The organism is Streptomyces sp. MBT53, from assembly GCF_016654115.1.
In the GTDB taxonomy this organism is placed as follows: Bacteria; Actinomycetota; Actinomycetes; order Streptomycetales; family Streptomycetaceae; genus Streptomyces.
The window spans coordinates 71291-91412 of record NZ_JAEQAZ010000008.1 but is presented as its reverse complement, the minus strand read 5'-3'; the positions used below and the strand labels follow the sequence as shown (position 1 = coordinate 91412).

16 protein-coding genes are annotated in these 20122 nt (G+C 70.2%); 4 read left to right on the top strand and 12 right to left on the bottom strand.

Going from position 1 to position 20122, the window contains the following annotated elements; genetic code table 11:
- Complete coding sequence (locus JHN45_RS05090) at positions 1-1983, bottom strand: glycogen debranching N-terminal domain-containing protein (RefSeq protein WP_307783035.1); 1983 nt, start codon at positions 1981-1983, stop codon at positions 1-3.
- 417 nt (positions 1984-2400) lie between these two features.
- Here JHN45_RS05090 and JHN45_RS05085 point away from each other — a divergent pair, with 417 nt between their 5' ends.
- Positions 2401-2616 carry a hypothetical protein gene (locus tag JHN45_RS05085; protein ID WP_201048168.1) on the top strand — a complete coding sequence of 72 codons (216 nt, stop codon included), beginning with the start codon at positions 2401-2403 and terminating at the stop codon, positions 2614-2616.
- 26 nt (positions 2617-2642) lie between these two features.
- On the opposite strand, the gene JHN45_RS05080 is transcribed toward JHN45_RS05085, so the two are convergent.
- Positions 2643-4145: a DUF4192 domain-containing protein gene (locus JHN45_RS05080; protein WP_201048167.1), complete on the bottom strand. Its 1503-nt coding sequence runs from the start codon at positions 4143-4145 to the stop codon at positions 2643-2645.
- A 168-nt stretch (positions 4146-4313) separates the two neighbouring features.
- On the bottom strand, positions 4314-6473 hold the full coding sequence (locus JHN45_RS05075) for a RecQ family ATP-dependent DNA helicase (protein WP_201048166.1): 2160 nt from the start codon (positions 6471-6473) through the stop codon (positions 4314-4316).
- Between the two features lie 393 nt (positions 6474-6866).
- Between JHN45_RS05075 and JHN45_RS05070 the strand changes: the two genes are divergently transcribed.
- Positions 6867-7502, top strand: coding sequence for a hypothetical protein (locus JHN45_RS05070; protein WP_200716447.1), 636 nt, complete (start codon positions 6867-6869; stop codon positions 7500-7502).
- Positions 7503-7873: 371 nt separating this feature from the next.
- Here the strand turns inward: JHN45_RS05070 and JHN45_RS05065 are convergent, their stop codons facing one another.
- The 3 genes from JHN45_RS05065 to JHN45_RS05055 form a co-directional block, all read right to left on the bottom strand.
- Positions 7874-8515 carry a hypothetical protein gene (locus JHN45_RS05065; protein WP_201048165.1) on the bottom strand — a complete coding sequence of 214 codons (642 nt, stop codon included), beginning with the start codon at positions 8513-8515 and terminating at the stop codon, positions 7874-7876.
- Between the two features lie 68 nt (positions 8516-8583).
- Complete coding sequence (locus JHN45_RS05060) at positions 8584-9285, bottom strand: ribonuclease HII (protein ID WP_200716449.1); 702 nt, start codon at positions 9283-9285, stop codon at positions 8584-8586.
- 82 nt (positions 9286-9367) lie between these two features.
- Positions 9368-9991 carry a TetR/AcrR family transcriptional regulator gene (locus tag JHN45_RS05055; protein ID WP_200716450.1) on the bottom strand — a complete coding sequence of 208 codons (624 nt, stop codon included), beginning with the start codon at positions 9989-9991 and terminating at the stop codon, positions 9368-9370.
- Between the two features lie 187 nt (positions 9992-10178).
- Here JHN45_RS05055 and JHN45_RS05050 point away from each other — a divergent pair, with 187 nt between their 5' ends.
- Complete coding sequence (locus JHN45_RS05050; protein WP_201048164.1) at positions 10179-11726, top strand: MFS transporter; 1548 nt, start codon at positions 10179-10181, stop codon at positions 11724-11726.
- A 247-nt stretch (positions 11727-11973) separates the two neighbouring features.
- Here the strand turns inward: JHN45_RS05050 and JHN45_RS05045 are convergent, their stop codons facing one another.
- The 3 genes from JHN45_RS05045 to JHN45_RS05035 all read right to left on the bottom strand — a co-directional run bounded on the left by JHN45_RS05045 (position 11974) and on the right by JHN45_RS05035 (position 14333).
- Positions 11974-12906 (bottom strand): ADP-ribosylglycohydrolase family protein, encoded by a 933-nt coding sequence (locus tag JHN45_RS05045; RefSeq protein ID WP_201048163.1) that lies wholly within the window; start codon positions 12904-12906, stop codon positions 11974-11976.
- A gap of 12 nt (positions 12907-12918) precedes the next feature.
- Entirely contained in the window at positions 12919-13578 is a 660-nt protein-coding gene (locus tag JHN45_RS05040) for a histidine phosphatase family protein (RefSeq protein ID WP_026179190.1), read from the bottom strand.
- 149 nt (positions 13579-13727) lie between these two features.
- Positions 13728-14333, bottom strand: a complete 606-nt coding sequence (locus JHN45_RS05035; RefSeq protein WP_201048162.1) for a YdbC family protein — start codon at positions 14331-14333, stop codon at positions 13728-13730.
- A 152-nt stretch (positions 14334-14485) separates the two neighbouring features.
- Between JHN45_RS05035 and JHN45_RS05030 the strand changes: the two genes are divergently transcribed.
- Positions 14486-15022 (top strand): TerD family protein, encoded by a 537-nt coding sequence (locus tag JHN45_RS05030; protein WP_200709699.1) that lies wholly within the window; start codon positions 14486-14488, stop codon positions 15020-15022.
- Between the two features lie 21 nt (positions 15023-15043).
- On the opposite strand, the gene JHN45_RS05025 is transcribed toward JHN45_RS05030, so the two are convergent.
- The 3 genes from JHN45_RS05025 to JHN45_RS05015 form a co-directional block, all read right to left on the bottom strand.
- Complete coding sequence (locus JHN45_RS05025) at positions 15044-15736, bottom strand: DUF6215 domain-containing protein (protein WP_201048161.1); 693 nt, start codon at positions 15734-15736, stop codon at positions 15044-15046.
- 90 nt (positions 15737-15826) lie between these two features.
- Complete coding sequence (locus JHN45_RS05020) at positions 15827-16945, bottom strand: hypothetical protein (protein WP_201048160.1); 1119 nt, start codon at positions 16943-16945, stop codon at positions 15827-15829.
- 189 nt (positions 16946-17134) lie between these two features.
- The gene (locus JHN45_RS05015) at positions 17135-20023 is read right to left on the bottom strand and encodes a vitamin B12-dependent ribonucleotide reductase (RefSeq protein WP_201048159.1); all 2889 of its coding nucleotides are present in this window, start codon (positions 20021-20023) and stop codon (positions 17135-17137) included.
- Between the last annotated feature and the right edge of the window lie 99 nt (positions 20024-20122).

Below are 20122 nucleotides of genomic sequence, written 5' to 3'. Positions count from 1 at the left end.
TCACGCTCCCAATTGCAGTCCTTCGGCGGCCTCCTCGACCATGGCGACACCGAGTCGACCGACCCGTACGGAGAAGGGGGCGCCGGCGATCCGCAGTCCCGTGAGGCCGAGCTCGCCCAGGGGCGCGCTGCGGACCGGGCGGAGGGTGACCGTCCGGGCGGGGGCGTCGGGGCGGATGCCGGCGAGGGTGGTCAGCAGCAGTACTCCGGCGGCGGCTGCCGTGGCCGCCGGACGGCAGGCCGCCGGGTGAGGAACGGGAGCGCTCCCCTCCGCCCGCTGCTCCCCCGCGTACATCTCGGGGAGCCGGTGTCCGAACGCCTCGGCCGCCGCGAGCACTCCCCGCAACAGGGAGGTGGCTTCCTTCTCGTAGCCGCCGGCGGCCAGGCCCGCGACGGCGATCGCCGTCTCCTGCACCCGCACTGCGCCGCTCCGGTGGCCGAACGGGCTGAATCCCGGTTCCTTCGCGCCCAGGCCGCGCAGTCCCCAGCCCGAGTCCATCACCGGGCTTCCGAGCAGCCGGGCGAGTTGTTCGGCCCGTGCCTTGTCGAGCAGGCCGGGTGCGTACTCGCCGCCGCCCAGCAGTCCGGTGTCGAGGAGATGGGCCGCGGTCGCGCCGAGGTGCGGCACGAGGCGTCCGTCCGGAAGCCGGGCCGCCGCCGGGCGCCCGCCGCCCAGGTCCCCGATCCAGAAGTCCGCGCGGAAGGCGGTGCGCAACTCCTGCGCCCATTGCCGGAGTTCGGCGCCGCCGGGTCTTCCGAACGCGTCCAGCAGATCGGCTCCGAGCAGTGCTGCCCGGTGGGCGTGGGCCTGTGTCTCGCAGCGGACGGGGCCGCCGGGGTGCGGGTCACGCAGATAGGTCCCGTCGCCCACGGTGGTCCGCAGCCAGGTCAGACAGCGCTCGGCGGCCGGCAGTAGCTCCTGTGTCTCCTGCTCCGGGAGCCCCCAGCGGCGGGCCTCCGCGAGCAGCACAGGGAAGAGAAGGGTCGCCTCCGTCCCCGTGCAGCCCGGCGGCAGATGGGCGCCGGCATCGCGGCGCGGTCCCGGGATCATTCCGAACTGTGCTCCGGGGCGCGGGAGTTGGGTCCGGGCCAGGGTCCGTAGCGTGCCCGCGGCGAGCCGTGTACCGAGGGGCAGCGTCATACGGGCCGCCGTGAGCGACTCCGCCGGGGCCAGACCGCATCGCCAGGGCGCCCCGGCCGCGAGGTGCGTGTCGGCGGGATGTGCGGGGTCGCGCAGCAGCAGTGCCTGGAGATCCTCGACGCTGGTTCGCAGAAGGGCCTGGGCTCGGGGGTCGTCACCGGCCGCCCGTGCGAAGGCCAGTGGGCTGGTCGCCCCGTGGCCCACGGCCCGGACCGGCCCCGCGCCGTCCGGGCGTACTCGCAGTTCCACGCTCGCCGTACCGCCCGGTGGCAGTTCGAACTCCCAGCGCAGTAGTCCCGCGGAGGCCAGCGCGTCGGCGGGTGGCGGGTCGGCGGTGACCGTCGAGTTCCCGGTCGCACCGGACCAGCGCAGCCCGGAGTCGTGCACGCTGGCGGGCAGTTCGGGTCCCGTGCTGCCCGCGGCGATCGCGCCCAGGTCCGCCAGGTCGGTGCCGAGCGCCACCTCGACCGGCAGGCGCAGCGGGCGCCAGGACACGCTGCGCAGGGTGATGCGCTCCGTACCGTCGGCATGCCGAGTCCGCTCGACCACGAGGTCGGGGTCCGGGCCGCAGTCGGGGGCCACCCGCACGGTCCCCACGAAGCGCGCGCGGTCGGCCGCCGTCATCCTGGCCTGCACCGCCAGCGGTTCACGTCCGGCCACCCGCACCTGACAGCGGGAGAGCACCCGCCGGCCCGCGCGGTAGAACCCCTCCAGTCCCCGGCCGTTCAGCTGACCCTGCTCGGTGGAGACGGCGAGCCCCGGGAGGGCGACGCAGATCAGCGTGTCGTGGGTGGGCGGCAGTTCGACGGAACGCCGGGGCGTCGGGCAAGGCGTGCGCGGCACGGGGCTCTGCGGCGGGGAGAGGGACGAAGACCGGAGCGGGGACGGTGACCGGGAGGGGGGTGGTGGTGGACGTCGGATGTGGCCGGCCTCCGAGCCCTCCACCAGCCGCTGCGACGGCTGCGACGGCTGCGACGGCTGCGACGGCTGCGACGGCTGCGACGGCTGCGACGGCTGCGACGGCTGCGACAAGCGTCCGCCTTGGCCGGTGCGGGAAGCGAGGCGCCGGTCCTGGTCCGCAAGTGGTCCGGGAGCACCGGAGTCAGGGCTGTCGTCGGCGTCGGAGGGCGGCGTCGGCTGATGCATGGGCGGCTTCTTCTGCGCTCTGTGCGCCTCGGACGTGTTCGGCGCCGGATGGAGAGTCCCGAGAGGACAAGGGCTGTTCGGCGACACGACCCGATCAGGCGTTCCGCCACTCAGGTGAACGGAGCCGGGCTCCTCCTGGTCACGCCCGCGGCCCGGGAAGCCGACCGAATGGCGGCGGAGCGCAGGAGACAGCCGCGCGGCGCCGATTTCACGGCCTCGGCCGCCGCCGACACTCGCCGCGTGTGGGGTCATCGCCCCGAACTCGACGACCCGCCGGACCACGACCCCGAACAGACCGAAGACACCGCACCGACCACCTGTCCGGCGTGACCGACCGCCACTCCCCCAGCCCTTGATCATCCGTCCCCCTCAATGCCACTGCTCCCCGGCAGGGGTCGCTCCGAGCAGGTGTCATGGCGCCGCGAACCGCTCCTCCCGGAGGTGCGGGGACGTGTGCCGCCAGGACGTGCGGTGCCCTGCGCCGGTGTGCGAGGACGGGAGCCGTCCGGTTCCGCGGAACGCGCACGGCCCTCGACTCCGTCGGCGGTACGCGTACGGCGCCGACGACGGGAAGCCGCGGGCGCTGCCACCGGCGCCGGGGCATCGTCGGAATCGTTCACACCCTGCGGTACGGAACCGTCGGCGACCTCCGCGTCGCCGGACCCACCGGCCTCCACCCCCGCACGGTCCTTCCGTTCCGCGCGCAGGCAGCGGCGGATGGACTCCGGGTCCAGACCCTCGTTGCAGGCCTGGTGCAGGAGCCGGGCGAACAGGTAGTCGGAGTCGGCGCCCAGGGCCATGGCCAGGGCCTCCCGGGCCTCCAGGTCGTCGCCGGTCGACCAGGCGACCCAGCCCGCGAGTGTGAGTGGAGCCGCGGCGTGTTCGCCGTAGGGTCCGACGCAGCGGCGGGCCAGTGCGCGCCAGAGGCGCAGGGCCGGAACCGCCTCGTCGCCTTCCATCCATTCGGCCGCGCGGTCGCGGGTCGCACGGTCCTGAAGGCCGAGGATCAGTGTGGCCGCTTCGTCGTGGGCGAGCAGTTCGTCGTCACGCAGGTCCGAGTGGAGTGCGCCGGACGCGGGCGGTGCCGCGGCGAACCGGTCGAGGATCAACCGGGCGAGGTCCAGCGTCTCGTGCGCGACGTCCGCGCGGTAGGCGTCGTCGAGGATGCGGGGTACCAGGGCCGAACCGGCGGCGTCCAGGGCGGCTTCCTGCTCCAGCGCGGCGGCCGTCTCCCACGGCAGCAGCCTGCTGCGCAACTCGCGCAGTGTGCCGCGCACTTGGAGTCCCGCGTAGGTCGCCGCGGCGGCCAGTACGGAGGTGCCGGGCAGACCCATCGGGGAACCGTCGACCGGGCAACACCCCTCGATCGGGCAGCAGTAGGACCAGAAGCGGCCGTCCGAGATGCAGAGCGCCTCGATGACCGTCACGTCGAGCCGACCGCACTCGGTGCGCAGGTTCTGCACCAGCGGACGTAGCCGCTCCATGACCTGGCGCCCCGTCTCGCCGGGCGCCGGTTCCTGGCAGACGTAGGCGATCATCTGCTCGGGCCGGGTGCCCCTGCGCTCGCTGCCGGTCACCAGGCCGTGGGCCAACTGCCGTGCCACAGACGCCCAGTCGTCCGCGCCGGCGGGAATGCCGAGCCTGGCTCGGCCGCCGAAGCGGCCCCGGCCGCCGCGATCGTGCAGGGCGACGAGGACGATGCTGTCCTCGGGGCGGTACCCGAGGAGATAGGGCAGGGCGTCGGCGAGTTCGGCCGGGGTGCGCAGGGTGACCTGGTGGTCGGCGCCGTGGCGGTCGTACGCGGTGGGCTCGATGTCGCCGTTTTCGGCGGATCCGGTCGTTTCGCTGTGATTCGTCATGCGTTGACGATCTCGCGAATCTCGCCATTCCGCTTGAGCCTGTGGATAAGTCCGGTCAGGGGCACGTCACATGGGGTTCAGTGCGGTCAACTCGGCCCGGGCGGCCGGGACATGCGAACCGCCGTCGCACGCTCAGCCGCCCGGTAGCACGGTTTCCGGTACGGAATCTCAGCCCGCCGCAGCGAGGACCAGCGGAAGGACCTGGTCGCTCCCTGCGCGGCGGAGCAGGCGGGCGGCGACCGCCAGGGTCCAGCCCGAGTCGGTGTAGTCGTCCACGAGCAGGACGGGGCCGGGATGGGCGGCCAGGGCGCCGGCCAGTTCCTCGGAGACGCCGAAGGCGTCGGACAGGGCCCTGAGGCGTTGGGCGGAGTTGCTGCGGCGGGCCGCGTGGGCGCCGTCCGGGCCGGTGTGCGTCAGGGTGCCCAGGAGAGGGAGGCGGCCGATGGTCGCGATGCCCTGGGCGAGGGACCCCACGAGTTGCGGACGAGCCAGGGACGGTACGGCCACGACTCCCACGGGACGGGCGGAGGCGTCGGTGACGTTCGGCGCCCAACCCCCGGGAGAACGCGCCCAGTCGGCGAGGACCGCCACCGCGGCCTTCAGGACGTCGTCGGGGACCGGGCCGTCCGGTGCGTTCTCGGCCAGCAGTGGGCGCAGTCGGTTGCCCCAGCCGATGTCCGAGAGGCGTCCCAGAGCACGCCCCGTGGAGCACTGGTCCTTGGCCGGGATACGTCCCTTGAGGTCGACGCCCAGCGCGGCCATCCCGGTCGGCCACATCCGGCGCGGCTCGATCTCCGTGCCCGGGCGGTCCAGTTCCTTCGTCGCCCCTGTCAGCGTCTCCGCCGAGACGGAGGAGGCGATCCAGGCGCCCGCGCAGTTGTCGCACCGGCCGCAGGGCACCGCCCCTTCGTCGTCCAGCTGTTGGCGCAGGAACTCCATCCGGCACTGGGACGTGCTCACGTAGTCGCGCATGGCCTGCTGTTCGGCCGCTCGCTGCTTGGCCACCCAGGCGTACCGCTCGGCGTCGTAGACCCACTCGGTCCCCGTGGCCGTCCAGCCGCCCTTCACGCGCTTGACCGCTCCGTCGACGTCCAGAACCTTCAGCATCGTCTCCAGGCGGCTGCGCCGGAGATCCACCGCCGTCTCCAGGGCCGGTACGGACAGCGGCCGCCCCGCGTCGGCGAGGGCCGAGAGGGTCTGGCGGACCTGTGTCTCGGGCGGGAAGGCCGTATCGGCGAAGTAGCGCCAGATGGCCTCGTCCTCCCTGCCCGGCAGGAGGAGCACATCGGCGTGCGCCACACCGCGCCCCGCACGGCCCACCTGCTGGTAGTAGGCGATCGGCGAGGAGGGCGAGCCTAGGTGGACCACGAAGCCCAGGTCCGGCTTGTCGTAGCCCATGCCCAGGGCCGATGTGGCGACCAGTGCCTTGACCCGGTTCTCCTGGAGGTCGATCTCGGCCTGCAACCGGTCGGCGTTCTCCGTCTTCCCGGTGTACGAGGCCACCTTGAAGCCGCGTTGACGCAGGAAGGCGGTGGCCTCCTCGGCGGCGGCCACGGTGAGCGTGTAGATGATTCCCGACCCCGGAAGCTCGTCCAGGTGCTCGGCGAGCCAGGCCAGGCGGTGTGCCGCGTCCGGGAGTTGGACCACCCCGAGGCGCAGGCTCTCCCGCTCCAGCGGGCCGCGCAGCACCAGGGCCTCACCGGCGCCGGTGCCCAACTGCTCGGCCACATCGGCGGTCACGCGCGCGTTGGCGGTCGCCGTGGTGGCCAGCACCGGTACGCCGGTGGGCAGTTCGCCCAGCATCGCCCGCAACCGGCGGTAGTCCGGGCGGAAGTCGTGTCCCCAGTCGGAGATGCAGTGCGCCTCGTCGACCACCAACAGGCCGGTCGTGGCCGCGAGTCTGGGCAACACCTGGTCGCGGAAATCCACGGAGTTGAGTCGCTCCGGGCTCACGAGGAGGACGTCGGTCTCGCCCTTTTCGACCTCCCCGTAGATGCTGTCCCACTCCTCCGGGTTGGCCGAGTTGATGGTGTGCGCCCGGATGCCGGCCCGTGCCGCCGACTCGACCTGGTTGCGCATCAGGGCCAGCAGCGGCGAGATGATCACTGTGGGCCCGGAGCCGCGCCGGCGCAGCAGGGCGGTGGCGACGAAGTACACCGCCGACTTGCCCCAGCCGGTGCGCTGCACGACCAGCGCGCGCCGGCGCTCCTCCACGAGGGCGGCCACCGCCTGCCACTGGTCCTCGCGCAGCCGCGCGGTGCCGCTCGGATCACCGACCAGCTCGGCGAGGATGGCGTCGGCTTCGGCACGCAGCTCCTGGTTGCTCATGCCCCCATGCAACCTCACGCCACTGACAACGGCCCAATCCCCCGCCGCGGTGAAGGGGCGCTTCCGGCCGTCCTGACCGCCTGTCCCGGACGCCCCGCGCACCGGGGCCGACCTGCTCCCTCTAGACCTTCCGCACCTCAGTGGCGTACGAAAGTGTCGTACTCGATCGTCCCAGGCGTCGTCGAACGACGCATTGGGTAGGGATATAAGCCACAGACCATCAGATAAGGGGCTGTGGCCCCATTTGCTCGTTGCCGCATCCCAGTTCGACAGCAAGAATTGGAGTCCGCTCCCCGCACGGTTCGTCCGTGATCCGGTAGGGCCCTGCTGCGGTGTGCGCTCCCCCGAATCCGACCTCGCCCGCAGTGTGGGCGCGTAGCCGAAGGGAGAACCGTGACCTTCGGATTCGCTCCGTCCTCCGCGGCATCCACGTCGACGTCAGCCGACCTGTCCGCCGCTTCCGCCAACCCTCTGGCCCGTATGCTCGAACCCTCCGAGTGGGCCGCCGCCGGAATCCCCCTGCTGCGCAATCCCCGCGAGGTCGTCAGCGGGCTGCACTCCCGGCACCGCCCGAGACCGGCGACCGCGATCGTGGCCGTCCTCGACCCGGACGAACGGCTGCTCGCGAGCGCCTCGTTCGTCCGCCGGTCGGCCCCGGCCGACGGCTGGATGTTCCGCAACGCGCTGCTCGCGCAACTGCGTCGGGTCATCCCGCACGACCTGCGCCGCCGCACCCCGGTGCGCACCGCCGTGCTGCTCTACTGCCGTGAGGGCGACGCGCGTTGGACGGAAGAGGACGGGGCGTGGATGTGGGGGCTGCGTGACGCCTGCACGCTGCACGGGCTGCGCTGCGGGGCGTACATCACGCTGACGCGTGACGGCTGGCAGGTGCTCGGTGAGGGGCGTGGCGGCCGACGCCCGAGCGCGGACTCGGCGCCGGAACCTTTCGCCATGTCCGAGGTACCGCCCCTGCTGCCTCGCACCGGCGGCGCCGCCTCGGAGGTACTGCGCCGCGCCGCGGCCCGCTGAAACACCGGTCCGGGCCTCCGCGCCCGGACCGTACGGCGGTACGAGACCGCCAAGGGAGGGTCCGTACGGCGACACAAAGCCGGCACTGGAGGGTCCGTACGGCGGCACGGAACCCGCGCTGGAGAGTCCGTACGACCCCGCCGGGCCGCCCCCGGACTTGAGGGGTCCGTACGGTGCCGGGCCGCCCCCGGACAGGGACTCCCGGCCGGTTCATCACGCACGGGACGGAACCCTGCGGAAGGCACCCTTCATCGACCGCGCCCGGGCTTCCGGGCACGGCAGAGCGCTCACCGTGCACAGACCTATGCAACGGCGTCCGAGTGGGCCGCCGTCGGCCTCTGAGAGCCCTCCGAACGTTCCGGAGACGGCTCTCAGACGCCCGCGCCCAGCACCGAGTTGATCTGCTGCGGGTCGCCGCAGACGATCAGCAGGGCGCCGGCCCGGCTGAGGGCCATGGGCAGCGCGGTGGCGGCGACGGCGTCGGCGCCTCCGTTGACGGCGACCACGACGACGGGTCGGGACGTCGCCCGGCCCGCGACGGCGGCGTCCGCGTAGAAGACGTCGTCGCGCGCGTCGTGCTGCGCCCAGTAGGACGCTTCACCGAAGGACAGTTCATGGGCGGCCCACGGGTGCGGTTCGCCGGTGGTGATCACCAGCACGTCACCCGGGGTACGGCCCGACTCCAGAAGCAGGTCGACGGCTTCCTCGGCGGCGTCCAGCGCACCCTCGGCCGAGGCCGGGACGAGCTGGATCTGCGGGGTCGCCACAGCGGTGTCGGAGGCGGCGGGGGCAGCCGGACCCGAGGGTCCGGGCTTCACAGCGGCCACGTCACGCGGCGTGCGTTGCACCGGCGCCGTGGGCCGCAAGGGGCCGGGGCGACCGGGACGCGACGGCGCCGCGGGGCGGGGACCTGGTACGGGACGGGGGGTCGGCGCGACGCGGCCACTGGCCGGAGTGGCGCGGGGACCCTGGGCACTCTCGTGAATCTGAGGCTCCTCGGGAATGAGAGGCATGAGCTGATTTTTATCAAACGTTGGCGCGGCTCGCGTCGGCGGGTGGCACATCAGTGCGAGCGGAACGGTCAGAAGTCGAAGCCGAGCTGCCCCTCGATCTCCGGAACGTTTCCCTCCGCCCAACTGCGGGCCTTCTTGAGGTGCCGCCACTGGGGCAGCGCATCAAGATACGCCCACGACAACCGGTGGTACGGGGTGGGGCCCCGCTCCTCCAGTGCGGCTTTGTGCACGGGTGACGGATACCCGGCGTTGGCCGCAAAAGCGAAGTCTGCATGGTCGATGCCCAGTTCGGCCATCATTTTGTCGCGCTGAACCTTGGCGATCACCGAAGCGGCGGCCACCGCCACGCACGACTGGTCGCCCTTGATCACCGTACGAACCCGCCAAGGGGCCCCGAGGTAATCGTGCTTCCCGTCGAGAATGACCGCGTCCGGGCGAACCGGCAAGGCCTCAAGGGCACGCACCGCGGCGAGCCGCAGCGCGGCCGTCATGCCTAGGTCGTCGATCTCCTCCGGGGAGGCGTGCCCCAGGGCGTACGCCGTGACCCACTTGCGGAGTTCTTCGGCGAGTTGGGTACGCCGCTTGACCGCGATGAGCTTGGAGTCGGTGAGGCCTTCGGGGGGTCGGCGCAGTCCGGTGACCGCCGCGCAGACGGTGACGGGGCCGGCCCACGCGCCGCGCCCCACCTCGTCGACGCCTGCAATGACCTTGGCTCCGGTCGTGGCGCGGAGTGAGCGCTCGACGGTGTGAGTGGGTGCTTCGTACGGCATGGCGACCTCAGGGTACGCCGCCCGGGACCCCCTGCGACACCCAGGCTTCCCCTCGCCCGCTCAAGCTCGTCCCGGTCCGGCTTCACGCACCGCTCGGCCGGAGCAGCGGAAGCACCAACTGGTCGAGCATTTCCTCGATCTCCTGGTCGCTCCATTCACTGCCGCACACCTTCGATCTGTACATCATCATCGCCGGGATCGCGTCGAAGACATAGCTGTTGGACGCGTCGGAGCGAACCTGGCCTCGCTCGATTCCCCGGTCGACAGCGTCGCGGATCAGTCGGAGCGTAGGTTCCACGACGCCTTCGACGATCACGCCGTGGAAGCGCTCCGCCTGCGCCATGTCGCATTCGTGAATCACCGCGCGCAGGGCGGATCCGGGGCGCGAGAACATCGCGTCGCGCGCCCGTGTGCACAGCGCCAGCAGATCCGCACGCACATCGCCGAGGTCGGGCAGCTCTTCCAGACGCGGCAGTCCGGCCTGCAACGCGTCCGCGACGAGGTCTTCCTTCGAGGACCAGCGGCGGTAGACCGCGGCCTTGCCCGTCTGGGCGCCGGCGGCGACGCCTTCCATCGTGAGGGCGTTCCATCCGACCGTACTGAGTTGTTCCAGTGCGGCCTCCAGGATCGCGCGTTCGAGCACGGCGCCGCGACGGCGGAGGGAGGCCGCCTGAGCGGGGGCGGCCGTCCAGCCCGAAGTAACCATCTGAGTCTCTCCAGCGAGCAGTGGAATGGGGAATTCCGGGGATCGGGGACACGTCGCGCGGCAGCGACGGGGGACGCGTCATATCGGGGCGAGTTAAGTGAACGCTTGCGTTCACTGTCGGGGACTCACTACCGTTGACGCGGCAGTGAACGCGGGCGTTCACTAACACACTTGTGGGGGACCCATAGTGACAACCTCTCAGTTGACCCAGAAGCCAAAACCAGGAGCGGCCCGCCGGGAGGGGCATCCCGGTATCGCGCTCGCGGTCATCGCGGCCTGCCAACTCATGGTGGTACTCGACGCGACGATTGTGAACATCGCTCTCCCGCACATTCAAGCCGCACTCAGCTTCAGCACCACCGACCTCACATGGGTCGTCAGCGCCTACACGCTCACCTTCGGCGGCCTGCTGCTTCTCGGCGGCCGGGCCGGCGACATCCTCGGCAGGCGCCGGGTGTTCATCACCGGCATCCTGCTCTTCACCTTCGCCTCGCTGCTCGGCGGACTCGCCCAGGAACCCTGGCAGTTGCTGGCCGCACGCGTCCTCCAGGGCGTGGGTGGCGCGATCGCGTCGCCCACTTCGCTGGCACTCATCACCACCACGTTCCCCGAGGGCCCGGAACGCAACAGGGCGTTCGGAGTCTTCGCCGCGGTCTCGGCGGGCGGCGGCGCGATCGGCCTGCTCGCGGGCGGCATGCTCACCGAGTGGCTCGACTGGCGCTGGGTGCTCTTCGTCAACGTGCCGATCGGCCTGCTGATCGCCGTACTCACACCGCTGTACATCAGCGAGTCCGAACGGCACACCGGCCGGTTCGACATCGCGGGCGCGCTGACCTCGACGGCGGGCATGGCGTCCCTCGTCTACGGCTTCATCCGCGCGGCGGACAAGGGGTGGCGCGACAGCCTGACCATCGGGTCCTTCGGCGCGGCGGCCGTGCTGCTGCTGGCCTTCGTGGTCATCGAATCCAGGGCCAAGGAACCGATCACCCCGCTCAGGATGTTCGCCGACCGCAACCGCTCGGGCACCTACGTGATCATGCTGAGCCTGGCCGCCGCGATGTTCGGAATGTTCTTCTACATCGTGCTCTTCGTGCAGAACGTGCTGGGGTACAGCCCGATCCAGGCCGGGCTCGCCTTCCTGCCGGTGACGGTCGTGATCGCGGCCGGAGCGGGGCTGTCCCAGCAGTTCCTGCCGCGGTTCGGACCACGGCCGTTCATGCTCGTCGGCTCGGCCCTCGCGGTGATCGGGCTGGCCTGGCAGACCCTCATCAGCTCGGACAGCTCGTACGTCGACGGAGTGCTCGGCCCCATGCTGGTGTTCGGCTTCGGCATGGGCCTGAACTTCGTGACGCTGACGATCACCGCCGTGTCCGGCGTCGCCCCGCACGAGGCGGGCGCCGCGTCCGCGTTGCTCAACGCCATGCAGCAGGTGGGCGGTTCGCTCGGTCTGTCCATCCTGACCACGGTGTTCGGCTCGGCCAGCAGGGACGAGGCGAAGAAGCAGCTGCCGAAGTTCCTGGCCAACGGATCGGCGGAGCAGAAGCAGGAGTTCGCCAAGTCGCACCAGCTGCCCGCGCCTTGGGGGCACGAGGTGCTCGCGCACGGTATCTCGACGGCCTTCATTCCGGCCGCCGCGATGGCCGTACTCGCCCTGATCACCGCCTGGTTGGTCATCAGGGTCCGCAAGAGCGACCTCGACGCCCTCGCGGGCACGGCGGGTCCGGGAATCGGCTGACCGGTCGGGCCCGGCCAGGGCCCGACCGACCGGCAACAGCACCGAAAACAGCACCATCTTCGACATCGACATCGGCGAAAACCTCATGACCACCCCCACAACTCCCGTGTCCTGTCCGTCCTGTGTGGACCCATGTGTCACACAGCAGCTGCCAGGACAACGGCCGGGCGGTCACGCAGAGTTCCCGCCGGGCACAGAGAGTTTCCGTCGCGTGCGGGTAGCGCTGCCCGGCAGGAGGTCGGAGGCGTCAGACGGCCGTCGGCACCCAGCCCGGCAGCGCCTCCGTCCGCTCCACCCACTCGGCGGGTGGCGTCCCGGCCTTCCCGCCGGCGATCACGCCGCCCACGATGGCGCAGGTGGTGTCCACGTCCCCGCCGACCTGCGCGGTGGTCCAGAACGCCTGCGCGTAGTCGCCGAGGCCGCGAGCGGCCGACCAGAGCGCGAAGGGGACCGTGTCGTGCGCTGTCGTACGACGTCCGCAGCCCAGTACCGCGGCGACGGTGCCGGCATCGGCGTAGTCGAGCATGTCGCGGGCGCGCCTCAGCCCCGTACCGACCGCGCTCTTGGGGACGAGGGCGATGACGCCGTCGAGGAGCGCCTCGGCGCTGGGCGGGCCGCCCGGGGCGGCGGCCAGTGCGGCTGCCGCGGCGACGGCCATGGCGCCGACGACGCCCTCACGGTGCTGGTGCGTCGGGTAGGCCGAGATCTCGGCCTGGTGGGTCGCCTGCTCGGGATCGTCCGCGTACCAGGCGCCCAGGGGTGCGATCCGCATCGCCGCGCCGTTGCCCCATGAGCCCTGTCCGTCGAAGAGCGCGGCGGACAGTTCACGCCAGTCGCCGCCTTCGCGGACCAGGCGCAGCAATCGGTTGACGGCGGGGCCGTAGCCGCGGTCGAAGTCGTGGTGCTCGGCGAAGGAGTGGGCCAGGGCGTCCTGGTCGACGCGGTGGTGGGCGGCGAGAACCGCGACCACGGAGCAGGCCATCTCCGTGTCGTCCGTCCACTGCCAGGGCGCCGGGGGCAGCTCGCGGCGCTTGAGGAGCGGGTAGTTCACGGGCACGAAGAACTGGGAGCCCAGTGCGTCCCCCACGGCGAGTCCGCGCAGGCTGGCCAGGGCTCGGCCGAAGCGTCCGTCAGGAGAGTTAGAAGGGTCGGAAGATCGGGTAGAGGAGTCGGCAGTCATCGGTCCGTCACCCTACCCACTGATCCCGTACGGCTCCGGATCTCGCCAGCTGTCGAACGGCCGGTCCAACGCATACCGGCCGTCGTCCCCCAGAACGAGCATCCGCATCTCGGCGTTCCCCGGATTGGACAGCGACTCGAACTCGGCGACCGTCCAGTGGAACCAGCGCATGCAGAAGAGTCGCATCGCCAGGCCGTGCGTCACGAGCAGCACGTTGGGCGGGTGGTCCGGGGCCTCGAAGCTGCGGTACAGGCTCTCCAGGAAGCCGCCGACCCGGTCGTAGACGTCGGCGCCGGACTCGCCCTGGGCGAAGCGGTAGAAGAAGTGCCCGTAGGCGTCCCGGTACGCCTTCTGGAGGCGTACGTCGTCCCGGTCCTGCCAGTTCCCCCAGTCCTGTTCGCGGAGCCGCGGCTCCTCACGTACGCGTACGAGGTCGGGGTCGAGGTGGAAGGCCCGGAAGGTCTCGTGGGTGCGGCGGTACGGGGAGACGTACACGCTGATGCGCTCGCGGCCGAACACCTCCCGCAGCCGCTTGCCGGTCTCCTCGGCCTGACGCCATCCCTGGTCGGTCAGCGCCAGGGCATGGTCGGGTTCACGCTCGTACACGGTGTCATCAACATTGCCCGTTGACTCGCCGTGCCGGACAAGGACGATGCGCCGTGGTCGTGCCATGCCAAAACCCTAGATCCAGTGGTGGCATATCGAGCACTCGTACGGGCTCCATACGGCGTAGGTCACACGAATTCTGCCCGATCGGCCACATAGGGGCGCACGATTCACACACCGGGACGTCGGTGACGGCGGTCCCGTCAGTCCGGAATTCAAACTGTCCAGCTCGGTTCCAGTTGCACGATGTCCCCCGTGAGGGACGCGACGTCCGCCTCGATCTGGGCCCTCAGTGCGAGCCGTTCCACTCGCTCGGTGCGGTATTTGCCGTGTTCGGCGGGCGAGTGCCACATCGAGAGCACCATGAACTCGTGTCCCGGGGCCTCGCCGAACATCCCGCGGAGCATGCCTGGCGAACCGGCCATCGCCGGGTTCCACACCTTCTCCTGCATCAGCGTGAAGTGCTCGGCGCGCTCCTCGTGGACCCGGCACAGGGCCACCCGCACCAGGTCGGCGTCGGTGAAGCGCGGCTCGAAGCCGGTCTTCACATCGAAGCGATGATCGAACAGCTTGACCTGCGCGTCCTTGAAGGTGCCCACCTGGGCCGACGCCAGCCGGTCGTGGGATCGGGCCATGAAGGAGTCGTAGAAGGCACGGCTTTCCCAGAACGCGAAAATGTGTGCCACTCCTGGCCGCGCTCTGCTCCAGCCTCCCCCCTGTCCCCGAAATCCCGGCTCCCCCAGAAGCCCCGCCCACTTTCGCTGCCCGCGCTCGAAGCCGCGGCGGTCCATCACGGTGCAGCGAATCCACTTGACCAGCACCGCGCCATCGTAAGGCCCTGGAGCGTGGCGCCGGTCACGCTCCGGCGGAGATCGTCCGCGCATACGCCCCCGCGCGCGTGGCACGATGGACAACGAACGCTGATCGCCCGGCAGTTGGGGCGCGCGATCGAGGCGCACGGGGAAGGGGAACTGTGGTCAACGGCCTCAACAAGGGGATCCGCAAGGCGGAAGTCGGGCTCCAGTGGGATCCGAGTCCCACCGGGCAACCGCCTGTCGATCTGGACATCGTTGCCACCACGTATGTGGCGAGTGATCTCTACGGCACTCCCGCGTACGCGGTGTACTTCGACAGCCGGTCCCCCGACGGCACCATCTATCTCAACCGGGACAGCAAGGACGGCAAGGGCTTCGGCTGGGACGAGGTCATGACGCTGGAGCTCGACCGGCTCGCCGACCGGTACGCGCGCGTGGTGGTCGGTGTCGTCATCCAACAGCGGGTCGCCCACCGTACGTTCGTCAACGTCCTCAACCCGAAGTTGCGGATCCGCGAGGGGTACACCGTCCTCACCGAGGAGGACTTCGGTGACGTCCTCGGTGCCACGGCGGCGACGGTCGGGGAGTTCACCCGGGACGAGTCCGGAAGCTGGGACTTCCATCCCGGCATCCAGGGCTTCGACGACGACCCGGCGACCTTCACCAGGACGATGGGCAGAGCACAGCAGTCCTGAGCCCTGCCCTTCGGCAGCTCGTCAGCCGGCGGTCCAGCCCGGGACCGTCGGCAGCACCTCCTCGGCGATGCGGAACAGCGCCTCGTCGTCGGGCGGCACGTCGTCCTGGCGCCAGATGGATATCTCGAAGGAGTCGCCGCCGTCCTTGGCGCTCGTGGAGACCAGCAGGCTGCGGGCGATGCCTCCGGGGCCCGTACTGGCGTCGCCGCCGCCGAGGTTGAAGCTGATGGAGACCGTCCGGTCCGAGTAGAGGACGGCCGGATGCCCCAGGACCTTCTTCACCTGCGAGGTCGAGTCCACGTAGCGGGCCGCCTGGGCGACCGGAATGTCGTCGTAGGACGCCGACAGCCGTACGGAATAGGTCCTCAGGTCGACGTCCGCCTCAGGGCTGGCGATCTTGGTGCCGCCGGCCAGCGTCATCCAGCCCGCGCTGCCCGAGGCGGACTCCGCGTGTTCGTCCGGAGTCCCCAGCAGCACCGGCAGGTCCGCGCGGTTCAACGCGGTGCAGAGCGCCGTCGGCGAGACGTACTTCGCCGGCAGGCTGTTGTCCGTACTCGCCGAGCAGATCGCCGGCTTGGTGTCCTGTGTCGTCTTCGGCAGGACTCCCCCAAGTCCCCACATACCACCCACGACGCCGCCGACCACCACTACCGCCGCGACTGCCTGGGCCCCCGCCCGCATACCCTTTTCGGGCTCGACGAAATCGTCGGCCATGTCCCCCACCCTCCCCTGTGCGCACGCTATGCGCGCTGAGGGAGATTAACTGCTGATCGTTCCGCTGGGAAACCGGATTCCTGACGCCTCTCATCCCTCGGCGCCAGGCCCTCGATCCGGGAACGCGCGCAGCCTCAACTCGGGCGCCCTGTGGTCGGCGAGCCATCGCATCCGGCGGTCGTCCGCGGCGAATCCTGCGCGTGCGATCCGGGTCCAGTCTTCGCGGTCGAGCACCTCCAGGTAGGCCGCCCGAAGTGCCTCCCGCTGCGCAGCGGTGCACCCCGAGGCCTCGGGAGGCTCCGTCGTCAGGTGCTGGGCGAGCAACGCGATGGTGAAGTAGCGCCCAGCGGTTGGGGCAGGCGAACCGGCATGGCGGGCATGAGCTCCCAGAACCGCTGCGGAGTGAGGGTAGTGAGCGAGGGTGAGTCCCATCCCGTCGCAGCAGCTCATTTGATGGAGCAGCCGACCGATGTGATCGACCATCTCGGTATCGGTGCCGAGGTCGGCCAGCGCTTCATGGAGTCTCGTGACTGTGGCGACCCGGCAGGCGAAGTATCCGTTGAGGAAGTCGCCGTCGCAGGCCCGGCGGAGCAGCCAGGGGCGGGCAGTTGGGTCGTCGAGTCGGCAGAGCGCCTCGACCACGTAGACGCGCCCCCAGCCGGTAACTCGCTCGGCGAGCCAGAGAAGGGCCTCGACGCCTCCTGGCCGAGTCTCGAAGGCGTGTGCCGCCAGCGGTCCGAAGTGGTTGGAGAGCAGCCCGATCGTCTGAATCAGCGGGAAGTCGTCGGCTGTTCCCACGGCGGCGAGCAGGGCGAGCCCGACGGTGACCGAGCATCGGTCGGTCCCATGGCGGACCAGCCAACGGCCCGTTCGCCGAACGCGTTTCCTGTCCACCCGTTCGGCCGCGGCGGCGATGTGCTCGTTCTGGTGAATCGGGATGTGGACGTGGTGGAAGGCATCGGCCAATTCGGCGGGCCGGGCGGAGGAGCGGGCGAAATGCGCGTCCAGGACGAGCGCCGCGTCCTTGCCGACCGCGTACTGGTCTTCAGGCCACTCGGGGCCTTGTCGCCCACGGTGCGTCCCGTCGTCCGGATAGGGCTCCCCGTCGCGTGGAAGCGGCTTGTCCGGGGCCAGTCGATGAAGCCGGAGCGCGTGCTCGTAGAGGGTCGTCGGTGATCCGGGCAGTGTTGTCCCGGTCGTCTCGCTCACCGGGAGACGGCGAACTCGATTCTCTTGATCATGGCCGGGAGCATGCCACGGCAGCCGAGGCCCCAACAAGCCGTCAACGCGCCAAGTCGATGCGTCAGGCGTAAGGCGTCACCCATGCCGAAGGCGGTGGAGCCGAGAATCCGGCTCCACCGCCCTGAACGGTTGACTCACTTCAGGCAGTTGCCTTGGTCAGCTGCAACCGCTGGTCGAACCGCACCCCTCGCAGATGTAGCAGGAACCGGCCCGCTGCATCTTCGTACCGCAGGAGAAGCACAGTGGGGCGTCCGCCTGGATGCCCAGCTGCATCTCCACCAGTTCGGCGCTGGTGTGGGCCTGCTGCGGGGCGGGCTTGGCTGCCTCGACGACCGCCTTGGGCGTGGCCACCGCCTTCAACTCCTGGGCGCGCGGCGCCGACTGGGCCAGGCCCTCTACGTCGACCTCGTCCTCCGTCGGCTCGTACGAACCGGTCTCCAGGTGACGCTGGCGCTCCTCGGCGGAGTGGATGCCGAGTGCGGAACGCGTCTCGAAGGGGAGGAAGTCGAGCGCCAGGCGGCGGAAGATGTAGTCGACGATCGACTGCGCCATCCGCACGTCCGGGTCGTCCGTCATGCCGGCCGGCTCGAAGCGCATGTTGGTGAACTTCGAGACGTACGTCTCCAGGGGGACGCCGTACTGCAGGCCTACGGAGACGGCGATCGAGAAGGCGTCCATCATGCCCGCGAGGGTGGAGCCCTGCTTGGACATCTTCAGGAAGACCTCGCCGAGACCGTCGTCCGGGTAGGAGTTGGCGGTCATGTAGCCCTCGGCGCCGCCGACCGTGAAGGAGGTCGTGATGCCCGGGCGGCCCTTGGGGAGACGCTTGCGGACGGGGCGGTACTCGACGACCTTCTCGACCGCGGTCCGGATGGTCTCCTCGGCCTTGGCGGTGACCTCGGCCTTGTCCTTGGTCTTGGCGGACAGGGGCTGGCCGACCTTGCAGTTGTCGCGGTAGATCGCGAGCGCCTTGACGCCCATCTTCCAGGCCTCGAAGTAGACCTCTTCGACGTCCTCGACGGTCGCCGTCTCCGGCAGGTTGACCGTCTTGGAGAGCGCGCCGGAGATCCAGGGCTGGATGGCGGCCATCATGCGGACGTGGCCCATCGCGGAGATGGAACGCTCGCCCATGGCGCAGTCGAAGACCTCGTAGTGCTCGGGCTTGAGGCCCGGGGCGTCGATCACGTTGCCGTTCTCGGCGATGTGGGCGACGACCGCCTCGATCTGCTCCTCCTGGTAGCCCAGGCGGCGCAGGGCCTGCGGGACGGTGCCGTTGACGATCTGCATCGAGCCGCCGCCGACCAGCTTCTTGAACTTGACCAGGGCGAGGTCGGGCTCGAGTCCGGTGGTGTCGCAGGACATCGCGAGACCGATGGTGCCGGTCGGGGCGATGACGGACGCCTGCGAGTTACGGAAGCCGTTCTTCTCGCCGAGGCGCAGGGTGTCCTGCCAGGACTCCGTGGCAGCGGCCCAGATGGGCGTGTCCAGGTCGTCCGCGCACGGGGCCACGGCGTTGGCATCGGCGTGCTGCTTCATGACGCGCAGGTGCGGCTGCTCGTTGCGTGCGTAGCCGTCGTACGGGCCGACGACCGCGGCGAGTTCGGCGGAACGCTTGTACGACGTGCCGGTCATCAGCGAGGTGATGGCACCGGCGAGGGCACGGCCGCCGTCGGAGTCGTACGCGTGGCCGGTCGCCATCAGCAGGGCGCCGAGGTTGGCGTAGCCGATGCCGAGCTGGCGGAACGCGCGCGTGTTCTCGCCGATCTTCTGGGTCGGGAAGTCCGCGAAGCAGATGGAGATGTCCATCGCGGTGATGACGAGCTCGACGACCTTGGCGAAGCGCTCGACCTCGAAGGACTGGTTGCCCTTGCCGTCGTCCTTGAGGAACTTCATCAGGTTCAGCGAGGCGAGGTTGCAGGACGTGTTGTCCAGGTGCATGTACTCGCTGCACGGGTTCGAGCCGTTGATACGGCCGGACTCCGGGCACGTGTGCCACTGGTTGATGGTGTCGTCGTACTGGATGCCCGGGTCGGCGCAGGCCCAGGCGGCCTCGGCCATCTTGCGGAACAGCTGCTTGGCGTCGACCTCCTCGATGACCTCGCCGGTCATACGGGACGTCAGGCCGAACTTGTCGCCGTTCTCCACGGCCTTCATGAACGTGTCGTTCACGCGGACCGAGTTGTTGGCGTTCTGGTACTGCACCGACGTGATGTCGTCGCCGCCCAGGTCCATGTCGAAGCCCGCGTCGCGCAGGGCGCGGATCTTCTCTTCTTCCTTGACCTTGGTCTGGATGAAGTCCTCGATGTCGGGGTGGTCGACGTCCAGGATGACCATCTTGGCCGCGCGGCGGGTGGCGCCGCCGGACTTGATGGTGCCCGCGGAGGCGTCGGCACCGCGCATGAAGGAGACCGGTCCCGAGGCGTTGCCGCCGGAGGAGAGCAGTTCCTTGGAGGAGCGGATGCGGGACAGGTTCAGGCCGGCGCCGGAACCGCCCTTGAAGATCATGCCCTCTTCCTTGTACCAGTCGAGGATCGACTCCATGGAGTCGTCGACGGCCAGGATGAAGCAGGCCGAGACCTGCTGGGGCTGCGGGGTCCCGACGTTGAACCACACGGGGCTGTTGAAGCTGAAGACCTGGTGCAGGAGGGCGTACGCCAGCTCGTGCTCGAAGATCTCGGCGTCGGCGGGCGAGGCGAAGTACTTGTGGTCCTCGCCTGCCTTCCGATACGTCTTCACGATGCGGTCGATGAGCTGCTTGAGGCTCACCTCGCGCTGCGGGGTGCCCACAGCGCCGCGGAAGTACTTGCTGGTGACGATGTTGACCGCGTTCACCGCCCATTCGGCGGGGAACTCGACGCCACGCTGCTCGAAATTGACCGAGCCGTCGCGCCAGTTGGTCATGACGACGTCACGACGCTCCCACTCCACCTCGTCGTACGGATGCACGCCGGGGGTGGTGTGAATACGCTCGATGCGCAGTCCCTTGGTGACCTTGGTGCCCTTCGCGCGGGAACCTCGTGCCGGACCGCTCGCCGTCTCTGTCATGCCGCCTCCCTGTACAGGCAAAAACGCCCTGAAATGCCACGATGTTCCCGTGGCAGAGTGTTTGTCTGGTGTCACGGCAGCCCACACGCTCATGGCTCC